The organism is Psychrobacter sp. NG25 (assembly GCF_015234355.1).
In the GTDB taxonomy this organism is placed as follows: Bacteria; Pseudomonadota; Gammaproteobacteria; order Pseudomonadales; family Moraxellaceae; genus Psychrobacter.
Map to the genome: position 1 here is coordinate 347866 of NZ_JADGMV010000003.1, position 13476 is coordinate 361341.

At 41.5% G+C, this 13476-nt stretch carries 10 protein-coding genes and 2 tRNA genes; 8 read left to right on the forward strand and 4 right to left on the reverse strand.

Annotation, left to right across the window (positions count from 1 at the left end):
* Positions 1–97 precede the first annotated feature (97 nt).
* The 5 genes from tssH (at position 98) to IPZ60_RS06790 (ending at position 9721) form a co-directional block, all read left to right on the forward strand.
* Positions 98–3010, forward strand: coding sequence for a type VI secretion system ATPase TssH (gene tssH / locus IPZ60_RS06770; protein WP_194197075.1), 2913 nt, complete (start codon positions 98–100; stop codon positions 3008–3010).
* The gene (gene tssA / locus IPZ60_RS06775) at positions 3010–4161 is read left to right on the forward strand and encodes a type VI secretion system protein TssA (RefSeq protein WP_194197076.1); all 1152 of its coding nucleotides are present in this window, start codon (positions 3010–3012) and stop codon (positions 4159–4161) included. The genes tssH and tssA overlap by 1 nt, the downstream gene beginning before the upstream one ends.
* An 89-nt stretch (positions 4162–4250) precedes the next feature.
* Positions 4251–7163 (forward strand): contractile injection system protein, VgrG/Pvc8 family, encoded by a 2913-nt coding sequence (locus IPZ60_RS06780; protein WP_194197077.1) that lies wholly within the window; start codon positions 4251–4253, stop codon positions 7161–7163.
* A 2-nt stretch (positions 7164–7165) separates the two neighbouring features.
* Positions 7166–8956: a hypothetical protein gene (locus tag IPZ60_RS06785; RefSeq protein WP_194197078.1), complete on the forward strand. Its 1791-nt coding sequence runs from the start codon at positions 7166–7168 to the stop codon at positions 8954–8956.
* A gap of 15 nt (positions 8957–8971) precedes the next feature.
* Positions 8972–9721, forward strand: a complete 750-nt coding sequence (locus IPZ60_RS06790; protein WP_194197079.1) for a hypothetical protein — start codon at positions 8972–8974, stop codon at positions 9719–9721.
* A gap of 70 nt (positions 9722–9791) precedes the next feature.
* Here IPZ60_RS06790 and IPZ60_RS14355 read toward each other — a convergent pair whose 3' ends face one another.
* Complete coding sequence (locus tag IPZ60_RS14355; protein ID WP_369074414.1) at positions 9792–9959, reverse strand: IS3 family transposase; 168 nt, start codon at positions 9957–9959, stop codon at positions 9792–9794.
* Between the two features lie 470 nt (positions 9960–10429).
* On the opposite strand from IPZ60_RS14355, the gene IPZ60_RS06795 reads away from it, so the two are divergent.
* The 3 genes from IPZ60_RS06795 (at position 10430) to IPZ60_RS06805 (ending at position 12459) form a co-directional block, all read left to right on the forward strand.
* The gene (locus tag IPZ60_RS06795; RefSeq protein WP_194197080.1) at positions 10430–10861 is read left to right on the forward strand and encodes a hypothetical protein; all 432 of its coding nucleotides are present in this window, start codon (positions 10430–10432) and stop codon (positions 10859–10861) included.
* 30 nt (positions 10862–10891) lie between these two features.
* Complete coding sequence (locus IPZ60_RS06800; RefSeq protein ID WP_194197081.1) at positions 10892–11326, forward strand: hypothetical protein; 435 nt, start codon at positions 10892–10894, stop codon at positions 11324–11326.
* Between the two features lie 71 nt (positions 11327–11397).
* Entirely contained in the window at positions 11398–12459 is a 1062-nt protein-coding gene (locus tag IPZ60_RS06805) for a hypothetical protein (RefSeq protein WP_194197082.1), read from the forward strand.
* A gap of 366 nt (positions 12460–12825) precedes the next feature.
* On the opposite strand, the gene IPZ60_RS06810 is transcribed toward IPZ60_RS06805, so the two are convergent.
* From IPZ60_RS06810 to IPZ60_RS14185, 3 genes are all read right to left on the reverse strand, one after another.
* Positions 12826–12912: transfer RNA gene (locus IPZ60_RS06810), tRNA-Leu, on the reverse strand.
* 124 nt (positions 12913–13036) lie between these two features.
* Positions 13037–13110, reverse strand: a tRNA-Cys gene (locus tag IPZ60_RS06815).
* A 188-nt stretch (positions 13111–13298) separates the two neighbouring features.
* The gene (locus IPZ60_RS14185; protein WP_220034714.1) at positions 13299–13433 is read right to left on the reverse strand and encodes a putative transporter small subunit; all 135 of its coding nucleotides are present in this window, start codon (positions 13431–13433) and stop codon (positions 13299–13301) included.
* Between the last annotated feature and the right edge of the window lie 43 nt (positions 13434–13476).

A 13476-nucleotide genomic window follows, 5' to 3' on the forward strand; every position in this document is an offset into this window, starting at 1 on the left:
CTGTTCATTAGTGGTTATAAGAAGTCGCGCTAAGTTTTATACGTCAGTTTTATAAAAATAATGTTAAGTCTAATCAGAATGCCAAAGGAAAAGGTTTATGAGCCAGTTAAAAGCTGTAATTACCCGCTTGAGTCCGAGCTGCCGACAGTGTTTGCAGCAGGCAGCTAGGCTTTGTATCAATAATGGGCATCGTGAAGTTGATACTGTCCATCTATTGCATGAGTTGATTGCGACGCCGCACAATGATGTGGCTCAAATACTGAAATTCAATAAGATTAATCAGCAGGCATTGCTAGTAGATATCACAGACTTGCTCAGTACTTTTAGTCAGGCAACAGGCTCGACCCCTGTGTTCAGTCAAGGTCTGATGGCGTTGTTAGAAGATGCGTGGGAGCTAGCCAGCAGCCAACATAGCCAAAGTAATGACAGTAACAGCCCACTCGAAATCCGTTCTGGGCATATATTGCTCGTGCTATTGGCGTATGAGCGTTATCAGTCATTACTCAAAACCCTCCCTGAACAGCTACAGTATATTGATCGTTTTACCCTAAAAGATGATTATGAACGCCAATGTCTTGGTAGTACCGAGGGTAGTGGATCAAGCAATAATAAAGGCGTAAATAAGGGTGCTGATGATAGTGTAGACAATGATACTAACAATCAAGAATCTTTAGACGCTAAGCAAACTCATACTAAGCCAACTCCTGCGTTAGATAAATATACTTATGATTTGACTGCTAAAGCTAGCGCGGAGCAAATAGATCCAGTGATAGGCCGTGAGTTTGAAATTCATCAGCTGATCGATATTTTGATTCGTCGTCGTCAAAACAATCCTATTTTGACAGGTGAGGCAGGTGTAGGTAAAACTGCTGTGGTAGAGGGATTGGCGCAGAAGATAGTTGCTGGTCAAGTACCTGATCAGCTTAAAGACGTGACGATACGTAGTCTCGACATGGGGCTATTGCAAGCTGGTGCGAGTGTCAAAGGTGAATTTGAAAACCGTCTCAAGCAAGTCATCGAAGAAGTACAAGCCTCGGTACAGCCGATTATCTTGTTCATCGATGAAGCGCATACCTTAATTGGCGCTGGCGGGCAAGCAGGTCAAAACGATGCGGCGAATTTGCTTAAGCCTGCGCTCGCTCGTGGTGAGCTGAGAACCATTGCGGCAACGACGTGGTCAGAGTATAAAAAATACTTTGAAAAAGACGCCGCATTGTCACGTCGCTTTCAGGTAGTCAAAGTCAATGAGCCTGATATCGATACGGCAGTGGCGATGATTCGTGGTTTGAGTGCCAAGATGCAGGCGCACTTTGGCATATTGATAGACGATGATGCGCTACAAGCAGCCGTTGAGCTGTCAGCACGTTATATCAGTGATCGACAACTGCCTGATAAAGCGGTCAGCGTATTAGATACGGCAGCCGCACGGGTGAGCTTATCGAAAACCGCCATGCCCAATCAGTTGGATAGATTACAAGCCAAAGGTGTGCAATTAGAGCAGCATATCAATAATCTCAGTCAACAGCTTGAGCGTATCGGCGGCGTGGACGAAAAAGAAAAAGTCAGTCAAAAAATTGCCGTGCTTGATGAACAGCGTCAAACCAATCAGCAAAGCATTGCTGACATGACCAGTCGCTGGCATGAGCAACGTCAGCTTAATGATCAGCTTGATGCACTTAATCAGCAGTTGAATAGTAAGGCTAATGGTGCTGATATGCTCAGTGCAACAGAGCGCTTAGACAAACAGTCTGAATACCAAAGCATTGAGCAGTCACTAAAACAAATACAAGAGACACATCGCCTCATTCATCCTGTATTAGACAGGCAAGTTATTAAGCAGATTATCTCGGATTGGACAGGAATTCCACTCAACGATATGGCAGGTAATGAAAAAGACCATATCTTGAACTTGGCTGACACTTTGCAGACGCGCGTGATTGGCCAAGACTATTCTGTGGCTGCTATCGTGAAGCGGATTCATACTGCAAAAGCACGGTTAGATGACCCCAATCGCCCGCAAGGGGTGTTCATGCTCGTCGGGCCAAGCGGTGTGGGTAAGACAGAAACCGCATTGGCGCTATCAGAGGTATTGTATGGTGGTGAGCGTAATCTTATTACCATCAATCTATCAGAGTATCAGGAAGCGCATAGTGTTGCCTCCTTAAAAGGCTCGCCTCCAGGTTATGTCGGCTATGGTGAAGGTGGTGTGCTAACGGAGGCCGTCCGTCGTCGTCCCTATAGTGTGCTTTTGCTTGACGAGGTAGAAAAAGCCCATCCAGACGTATTGGATCTGTTTTATCAGGTCTTTGACAAAGGAGTCATGGAAGACAGTGAAGGGCGCTTAATTGATTTCAAAAATACCCTGATCTTATTGACCAGTAATGTGGGTTCATCACAGATTATGCAAGCGTGCATCAATACTGATCCAGCCGTTACTGACTTTAGCTTGCCCGATAGTGACAACCTAAAACAGGTGATCAATCCGCATTTATATAAATCATTTAAGCCTGCCTTTTTGGGTCGTCTAACGGTCATCCCTTATTATCCGTTAACGGATGACGCGCTCGCAGAAATCATTCGCCTGAAACTGGATAAAATTACTGCCCGCATCCGTGACAATTATGATGTGCCTTGTGTCATTGACGATGAAGTCATTGAGCTCATTTTATCGCGTTGTCATGAGGTCGACTCTGGTGCACGCAATGCCGATGCCATCATCAGTCATACCTTGCTACCGCAGCTGGCAGGTCAGCTACTGGCTCACGATGACAGTCAGAGTGTGCTAAAGAAAATCACTGTATTCGTTGATGATGAAGATAATTTTGCGTATCGTCTGGATACCGATGCGGTTGTGCCACTGAATCAAATGGCGCAATACAGTGAAGATGAGACTGAGGATAAGGGTAAAAAGTTGGCAAGCAAACCAGTTTCAGCCAAAAAGCCTGCTGCTAAAAAGCCAACAGTTAAAAAAACAGCACGCAAAAAACCTGTTAAAGAGGAATTACTATAATGAGCACTGAGAACTCTTTAGCCACCAATATGGATGCCCTTATCGCTCCTATTGATGGCAGTCATCATGGTGTCGGCGAAGACCTGACTTTTGATTTACGTATCGATGCCATCGTTGCTGCTCGTCAAGAGGACGATCCACTGCTGGCACAAGGCAACTGGGTCACTGAATTAAAAGTCGCTGATTGGGATTTTGTCAAAAACCAATGTGCAGAGTTGCTGAGCCATACCAGTAAGGACATGAAGTTGGCGCTTTGGTACGTTGATGCCTTGAGTCATACAGATCATCTGGCAGGTATTAGTCATGGGCTAAGCGTATTGCAAGCATTCAATGACGAGTACTGGCTCACCATGTACCCACCATTGGATGGTGAAGAAGACAGCATGGATATTAGGGCAGGGCTATTGTCATGGTTTGTAAAAGCGCTCACTGATGATCTAAAACAGCTATCGCTCTCTGATACAAAGACAGAAAAATATAATTATAACTATTATCTAACCGCTCGTGACCATGACAAGCAGCGTCAGCAGAATCCTGATAGCGAATCGTCCAGCCAATTGACGCTTAGTGATTATAACCAAGCCATCAAAAGCAGTAGCGAATCATGGCAACGTGCATTGATGACGACTCTGAGTACCGTTACCGAGCAGTGGCAGGCATTGTCTGACCAACTAAATGATCTCATGGGTATCGATGCGCCTGTCTTCGCGCCAGTGACAGAGCTGTTGGCTGGACTGAAGCAACACCTGCACTCATTGATACCAGAGCAGGCTGATATAGTAGACAGTAATAGTCAAGAAGGTATTGACGATATGGAAGAAGATTTTTCTACTGCCAATGCAGTGCTAAATGATGGACAAGCAATTGGTGCCAAAACAAGCGCATCAACCAGCTTTAATCCGAACAATCGCGATCATCAAAGCAATCGCCGGCAAGCGCTTAAACTATTGGGTCAAATCCAAGACTACTTTGCGACCAATGAGCCGCACAGCCCAGTGACGTTTTTACTCGGTCGAGCGATTAATTGGGCTGATATGCCGCTAGATCAATGGCTCACACATATCATCAAAAATGAAGACCAATTATCGATGCTCTCTGACATGATTGGGATTCAGCCAAAACGTGACTCATCTGATGACAGTTATAACTAAAGAGTCAATTTGGCTATGGCTTAACTGGCAATTTGTGTGCCATTTTTAATGTATGTTTACACCTTTGGACTGATAGAGAAGGGCTTGTCATGGTATGGACTCAAACGAAGCGGCATCTGCAAATTAGTAGTGCCCATCCTGATATTGCTACTAGCCTTATTCAACAAGCTGACATTATAGAGAGTTTGCTTGGCATGCCACTGCCTGATAGCGTGTGGAGTAAGCCCGCGCTGATGCCAACGCCCGATGCTTACCCAAGCCCTTATCATCAAGATCAACGAGCGCAATCCTATCAGCAGCGTCAACTTGCGCTCTATTGCGGCTACCGTATCAGCACTACGCTACTGCATCCGCAAGCAGGACTGGCTACCAAAGATTGGATAGGGCAGAGTTTGGCCATTCACTGGCATACTGGTGACGCGCTGTTAACCAGTCAGATCCGTCACGGCATCATCACCGAAGTTGTAGCTTTGGGTAGCAACAGTGGTATGGCGGCGTATCGTATCATCTGCGAACCCGCTCTGAATCAATTACGCCTATCTAGTCATAACCGCCGCCATCATCATCTCAGTCTAAGCGAGTTGATCACCGATATTCTCAGTCCATACGATATGAATGTTGAGATTGATGAGCGTCTCAGTGATGACAGCAACTATCATATTCAGCACAGCGTGCAATACAACCAAACTGATCTCGCTTACTTAACGCAGTATCTCACTCTTTACGGTATCACTGGCTATTACCGTCACGAAGCCGACAGTCACACGCTGGTGTTACTACCCCATGATGGTGAAATACTGCGTCCTGATGCCAATGACATTCAAAGCATCTTGAGTCAAAACCCAGCCAACCTCGCTGACAGGCAAGACCGCATCACCGCTATTCGTCCGCAAGTTGCCCAGCACACTCAGCAAACAGGTCTATATCGTTATGACAACCGCTTAGTTGGCACCTATATTGGCAGTAGCACCAGTGAGCAACCTATTGACTCGGACAGTCCCAGTGTTCACAGTCGTTTCTTACAAAGTCATAGTCACCTAAATGATGACGGACTCACCGCGCTTGCTACTCGCTATCAGCAGAACGCTGAGCAGCTTGCCAATATTGGCAGCCTAACTGGTAATATCCGTCACCTGAATCTACCAAGTGCCCACTATATCGATGGCAACCCTTATTTGACCGATCCACTCAGTCTCGTCTCCATTCATCAACACATTAATAACCACATACCTGCAGATTGGTTGGGCGCAGTCGCCTTTGACCCTATTACCTTGCAGCCCAATACCAACCGTGCCAATTATGAGAATGATGATAACAACGGCGACGACAACGTCCATCACATCAATGCCTGCTACCTACCGTTTCCGCATCATCACCATATTCCCTATGGCGCACAGTTAAGCGAACTTGGGCAACCACATCCGAGTCTCACAGGACTCATGAGTGCCAGTATCATAGACACAGACAGCAGTGCTATCACCCATGACCGTAATCATCGTGCTCATATCAGATATCACTGGCAATCTGATGACAGTAGTGAAAGCGACAATAGTCAGGATGATGCCCAATGGATACCCATCGCCAGTCACCTCGTCGCCGACCACATGGGACAGACCCATCCTCTGCGTCATGGACAGCATGTCCTCATTGACTTCATCGGTGGTGACATCACCCATCCCATCATCATCGGCAGCACTCATAACGGCCAAGGCAACTCTGATGCTCAGCACAACAGCATCGTCAGTGACTCAGATTCCCTTGACGCCACCAGTCCAGCTTGGTTCATCAACCAAAGCCATGCTTACCCCATAGACGGTATCAAAACCCAAAGCATCGACAGCAGTCGTACAGGCGATGCGACCAAAGACAGCATCACTAATGGCTACAACCAGCTCATGTTTGATGCCCATCCTGAGAGTCCACAGATCAACGTCTATAGCAGCAGCTACCAGTCCAGCCTAACCATTGGTCATCTCTACCAACACACTGACCATACCCGTGGTCAAGCACGTGGACAAGGTATCAGTATCGAGACCCAAGCGGCTGCCAACATTCAAGGCAGCACCGGTATTCATATCAGTAGCAGGCAGTCAGACCCCTCATCAAACCCTCACATGAGTCATGACAGTCATAGCAAACTGCAAACTGCTGATCAACATCAAATAGCCTACCAAAGCCTAGCAGAAGCCCATCAACCTGTCGGCATAGACGGCAGCAGTCAAAGCAGTAGCAAAGGAGGAGAGCAACAAACGCCATTTGGTCAATTTAGCGAAGACACCAATGACAGTGCACTAAATGATGCAGGGCAATGGCAACAATCCAACCTGCTCATCGACTCTCAGCGTCACCTTGCCATGCTCACAGGACAACACAGCCAACATACCAGTACTGAGAATACGCATAGCCACGCAACAGGCAGCACCCATCATCACAGTCAAACCCAGATGAATCAGCTGGTGGCAGGCGATATCCATTACTACTCAAACAAAGCCCAAACCCATACCGCAGCTCATGGGGATGTCACCATACAAGCGCACCAAAACGAGATGCGACTCGACAGTGAGCAAGTGCTGCGCATCCATAGCCGAGACAGTATAGAGATCATCGCGCCTGACACGTTGACTCTAAAAGCGGCAGGCAGTGGTATTGAGATAACAGGTGGTAATGTGACGTTTATCACGCCTGCTCAAGTGGGCTATAAGGCTAGTAAGGTGGATCGGGGCAGTGGGGGTGGAGTTGAAAATGCTGCAGTTCATTTGATACAAGCTGAAATATCAGATAACGCGTTATACACAACGCGATTCCAGTTACTAGGCTCTGATAAAAAGCCGCAACAAAATATTAAATACATTGCTTTTTTAGAAAATGGAGAAATTGTCTCAGGTGCTACTAACGCTAACGGTGAAACGCAACAGTTTCAAACTGAACAACCTGAGGAGGTTGCCATTCATTTCGTTGCTGAGTTATTGAGCGGTGTTGAGATTATCAGATCAGGGAGTTAAGCATGAGTATACAAAAGGTAGAAGTGCAATTTCAGATAAAATATAGAAACTCTAACGGAGATATTGATTTTAGCGGTGCTAATTATAGAATAGTTGATAAAAGAGGAACAGTACTCAGAATGGGTAAAGCTGATAAAGATGGGGAAACAGCTAAAGCTACAGTTAAAAAAGGGGAAAAGCTCTATCTTGAATTAAAAGACATCTCGACTAATACATGGGAATCACCCAATCCTTATAAAAGAATGGGTTTTACAGCGACCAAATCAGGGCAAACAGGTAATGTAATAGTTTCCAACTGTTATTTTCAAGCCAAATTAATGGCTAATAAATGGGTAACCTTCAAGAAACCTTGGAAGTACGAGGTAATATTCAAAGGAGATAATAATAAAACAATTACCCTAAAAGGTGTATTGAACGAAGAAGGTAAAACTAAGGTTTATGACTCACAAAAAATGCCAATGGCAAAAGAGCATGAAAATACAGCGAAAGTAAGATTTAACCAACTTGCTTTAAGTTCTCAGCCTAATGTCGAAGTCGTATTCATCGAGCCTTTGACAGGAGAGAGATTTGTCGACTCAAAACGAGTCATTCCAGTAGGTGCTGATAAAAAGTATCGTGAATTTCAAATTCAGTTAGCGTCTAGTACTACAACGAGTACTCAAAGCAAGCTTCAATTACAAGAAAAAAAAGAGAGTAGGACAGTTATACTTGATATTGATATCACAGCTGGAGCAACCTATACCATAACTCGAGAAGATAACGCTAAGTTCTTCGATAACAAATTATCTGAGACTAGAAAATCAGACTTTAAAGACGGTACATCGCACACTGTCTACATTCCTAAAAAGTACAACGGAAAACTACTACTCAAAAAAGGCAGTAAACTTATAGCTACTTTTCCACTAGAAAATTTGGACCCTAATAAAAAAAATGTGCCAATTGTTTTTTGTTTAAGTAATAAATCGACACCAGTAGCAAAACAAAAGTCATCACTTAATAGTATTAATGAATTAGAACCAATGATGTGGCATTTTCAGACCAAAGAAGCGTTAGCGGAGGGTAGTTATACCTTCGATGAAAACAGTAAAGGCTCTACAAGTGATTTAAAAAAAATTGCTAATACTATCTTTGGTTCAATAGCGTTTGATGGTGTTTTACTGCCTACAGTAGGGGAGGCGCAAAACGCGCTAAGAGCTAATAATCGAAGCTTTATCTATGATGCATTAAGAAAACTAAAAGTCGGTAAAGATAAGCAAGATATATTAAGATTTTATATTAAAAAGTCTAAAACTGGAGCCAATATGATTGTATTTAAAGGCTACTCTGGTCTTAGAGGTTTTTTAACGGGTACAAGATATGGTATTGATAATATGAAAGTAGGAATGATTGCTTCCGCATCTAGCGTTTATACAGCGGCAGCATCAGTAGGTCTAGGAGCAGCAGCTAAGACGACAGCATCTACAGCAGGACGAAGCTTAGGAGGTATTGGATTCGGCATCGTTGCTGTTTTTGAAATATCAGAATGGCTCACTTCAGACGATCCGTTTAACAACTGGTCAGACTTATGGATGGGGCTTGGTAGTAGTGCTATTAAGGCAGTTATTGCTACCGCAGTAGGGTTGGCTGTTGGAGGTATGGCAATCGCTTTTACGGCAGCAGCAGCTCCAGCTATTGTTATTATTGGGATTGGTGCTCTGGCAGTGATAGGTGTTTCATTCGGTCTTGAAGTACTAGATACAAAATTTCAAATAACTAACAGAGCCAAAGATTATATAAATGAACTGGGCTACTAAACTTGGAGTAATTTTTTGAAAAACATACCTTGTCAACTACCTGATCCAGTAAAGTTTCCGGAAAAGCTTTACATGCATTTTGGAGGTAAATTTGGTATTCCTATAATTGTAGTAATGGTATCTTGGTTTTTAGCATTAGGTCATTATTTAATTGGTATTAGTCAGTTATGGACACTTGCGATATTAGGATTTTTTTTCATATATGCGGTTATTCCTACTAAATGGTATATGCAGAATGTCTATCGTTTTTTTATTGGCTCTTTTATCGGTATTTTATCTACTTCATTAGTATTTTATTATATTGGATGGATTTTTTTTATAATTATAGATATTGATATATCAATACCCATGTTAGTGGTAAGTACAATAATTATGTACATTTCTATATTCAGTATAGAGTCGTATCAGTTCAGAAATAAAATTGATGTATACCAACAATTAATAGAAAAGTCAGTTATAGGTATTGATGATAAAGCATCTATTTTCTCATTTGATATTTGGATTACAGCTCTAAAGAATTCATCTGCGAATTTGGGCAGTGGCATATCAATATACATACTTCTTATTTTGACAGTTCCTGTACTTATAATAGGTTTTTTCGGTGGAAACCCTCTAATATCTGCTAGAATTATTTTGGACAGTAATCAAGATTTTTTAGCTTACATTGTTATGTGCCTTGTTTCTATTGCCTTAGGCGTTTTTTTAATAACGTTTGCAGTGAGAGAATTGCTTAAAGTAATTGCGCTAATACAGTTAGATGATTGAACCTTGCCGTCAAATCCATGGACATTACATTTGGAAGCTTTAGTTAGGCGTCCTGACGATAAAAGTTAAACTACACCTGCCTTAGCGATTTATAGCCCAAACTCTTTTGGATTCTAGTATGATCGTCATACAGCTTAATATAGCCAATAATATTGCAAGTAGTATGGCGCTTAGTTTTATACAGATGGTTATATACCGAATCATTTTTTAGTATTTCCCAAAAGCTTTCTACAACCAAAGCCTATATTACTAAAGTACCGATCAGCATATTGAGATATGCCATAATTAGCGTAACAAACTCCATGTCAGGGCCATCTGTTAACAAGGTGTTCCTGACAGTGTCTACACCTATGACTCCATGGGGCGACTCACCAACCAAAATAGTAGCTACAACGACTATATCGTCGTTGGATCTCAGCACCAGTACGATCCTACTGGACAACTCACTGATATCAACAGTCAGATATCACTCACAGTTAAAAACAACTGTGACAGGAACCCTTGAATTTGGTGGTAGTGTCCATGAAGGATATTATGGTGCTATGGTAGGGATAGCATTTTAGCAATAGTTTTTGGAGTAATTACTGCTGGATTAGGCTTTGCTGTATTGAGTGCTGTAGCAGTTATAGGTGGTACAGTTGGCGGTTTGGCAGGGGGTGAAATTGGAGAGTTCGCTAGAGAACGAATCGGAGATGGGGTGAATAAACTATGATTACTTATGACCTTTTAGCAGATATTAGCGTTCTTATTTTTGTTGTAGGTATAATTATTTGGTTGATATCGCAACAACTTGTAATCCGTTATACACAAAAGAATTTAAGGTCGTTGTGTTATTACCTTTATGGAGATGAATACTTTTACGAAGGTAAGCTAAATATGTATGATATGTTTTTTATGACCTTTATAGCTAGCCCTATTTTTGTACAGTACCACTTTGTATATAAAAGAAAAGGGTATCTGCCAATGTTTAAGGGTGGTACTAGTGTGATGCATGCTAATTTAGACGAAAAAAATGCACTTTTATTAGTTAAGAAACACTATAAATGGTTGGTTTTGAACTTCATATCTTTATTGCTTGGTTTTTTTTGGTTATTTGGAAGCGGTTTTTTCATGATGTGGGCGAAGCGAGTAGGTAGTTAGGCATATTGGTGATGAGGTAAATAATATATTATGACTTATGATCTATTAGTAGATATTGGCTCTCTTATTTTTTTGGGAGGTATGATTTTATGGATGATTTCGCAGCAACTAGTTATTCGTTATACCCAGAAAAATTTAAAACCTTTATGCAAGTATCTTTATGGTAGTGAAAATTTTTACAAAGGAAAGTTGAATATGTATGAAATGTTGTTTATGACTTTCATAGCAACTCCTATATTTATTCAATATCACTGCATATATAAAAGGAAAGGATATTTTCCTATGTTCAAAAATGGTACTAGTACCATGCACAATAGCTTAGACGAAAAAAATACACTTTTACTGATCAAGGATCATTATCAATGGTTAGTACTAAATGTTATATCTTTAGGGCTGGCATTATTCTGGTTCTTTGGTAGTACGCTTTTTATGCTTTTAGCAAAAAGAGCAGGTACAGGTAGTTAATATAGCGCTATCATTAATGCACGGATTCATTGATGTGTGAGATAGTTTAAATAAAAATAAGAAGGCGGTAAATGCAATTACGCGACGACTTTGCCCAGCATATCAGTGAGCTTCACAATCCTATTGACCGTCCTTACACCGCCAGTATAGACAAAAGCTTATTAAAGAGCACTGAAGAGATTGAACATCTTAACAAAGAAATTCATGATGTTAATCCTGATTACTTAACCTTCCTACCAGCATACTTCTGGGTATTTTATTTTGCTATTGGCTGGATTTACGTATCAGCGATTTTCTTAACAAATTTCGTTTATGATGACATCACTTATTTTTATATAAGACCTGAAGGATGGGGTGCAATTAATATCTTAGGTACATTACTATATCTTGTTGCAGCTGGAATACCTATCATCCTCCTTTTCTATCAATTAATTAGAAAATATTCCTTCCGTACTCAGTACTATTTCTTAAAAAAGGAGCAAAAGATAGCTTATTACTATCGACCGTTTTGGAAGATTCGACAGCCCTACGAGCTTAAGATAGTAGACTATAAAGATGTGCATCCAGACTTACATCAAGACCCATACAATCGAGCCTACACACCGCTTAATCTGTATGTCGCCGATCCTGAGACAGGCGACATCACCCATCATCTAAAGTTAGAGGACTATAACGTCAATCCAAGAGTGCAATGGGCGTTTATTCGCACCTATATGGAAAGCCCTGCGGATGATCTGCCAGTAGACGCTCAGTTCTGTGAGGCTTATCCAGCTGATACAAGTGGTTCACTATTTGCCTGCGCTGATATTGTCTTTCGCAAAAACGGCATACTGCCTAGCAATCATTCTGGCGGTGATCAGATCATGGTTTTTATAATAGGCTCAATAATAGCTTTGGGTAATCTATTTCAGGCTAATCATTATCAATGTACCAAGCGAGCCATATTACATCCTGACGTGCAAAAGCTTTTAACCTGGGACGGTCAAAACAATCCCTATCCGATACAGTCTATAACTGATGAAGCCGAATTAGCCTTTGAAGGTAGCAATTGGGAAGTTAATGTCAGATGGGTATGTATCATACTTATTAATGTTGGTTTATTTGTATGGGCGGTAGTGGCTTATAATGCTTAGCTAGTAGTTATCTACTACAGTCCCTGATTTGAAGAGTAAATAATATAAGTAGGGGGTTTGTCTAGAAGACCCATGAAATCAATAATGATTTTAAGTAATGGACTCAAACTATAATCTAATAACTTTAAAATCGATACAGTATTATTTGTATGAATGCTTACTTACTCTGCCATGCAAACACAAGACAATAAAATTTGCTGCTGGTAGCATGTGATATGTAAAGAAGCATGGTTCTAAAAAGATATAGATGAAATTCTTACTGAAGACCATCTAAGGAGTGGGAGTTTAAAGAAGAGATTTAGTTTAATAATAAATATTAAGGCATAAGAAAAAGGCTTCCAATTGCTTGGAAGCCTCTTAATGTAATGGTACCCGGAGCCGGACTTGAACCGGCACGCTATTGCTAGCGAGGGATTTTAAATCCCTTGTGTCTACCAATTTCACCACCCGGGCAAAACTTGTTTTATCTAATATGTAAGCTAGCTGATAGACCATCTAGTTACTAGATAAGTGCTCGCTATTATAGTCAGTTATGATAATAATGCAAGCTTAAATTAACGTAAAGTTAATAAATAATTGGAGGCTGGAGTCGGAATCGAACCGGCGTTAACGGAGTTGCAGTCCGCTGCATGACCACTCTGCCATCCAGCCAATCAAGGTGGCCTATATTAGCAAAATTATAATAAATTACAAGTCCTTTTTTCATTAAAAACAGGTTATTTGCTACCTTATCTATAAATGACCCTAATTTAGAGTTATTTATACGATTAATAGGCTTTATAACGCTATCACCAAGCCAGTGCTCAGTGATGTTTTCTAAAAATAATGGCGATGATACGCTAAACAATATCCTTGTTATCACGTTTTGCTTTTTTGATATCACGATAAGTTGCGGTGCAAATTAATATGAGCACGCCTAGCGTAATCACTGGCCAAATCAAAATATATGAGCCGTAGATAAAGACGTTATCCATACTATCTCCTTATAGTCTCTTTTAATAATTGTTGGATGATCAG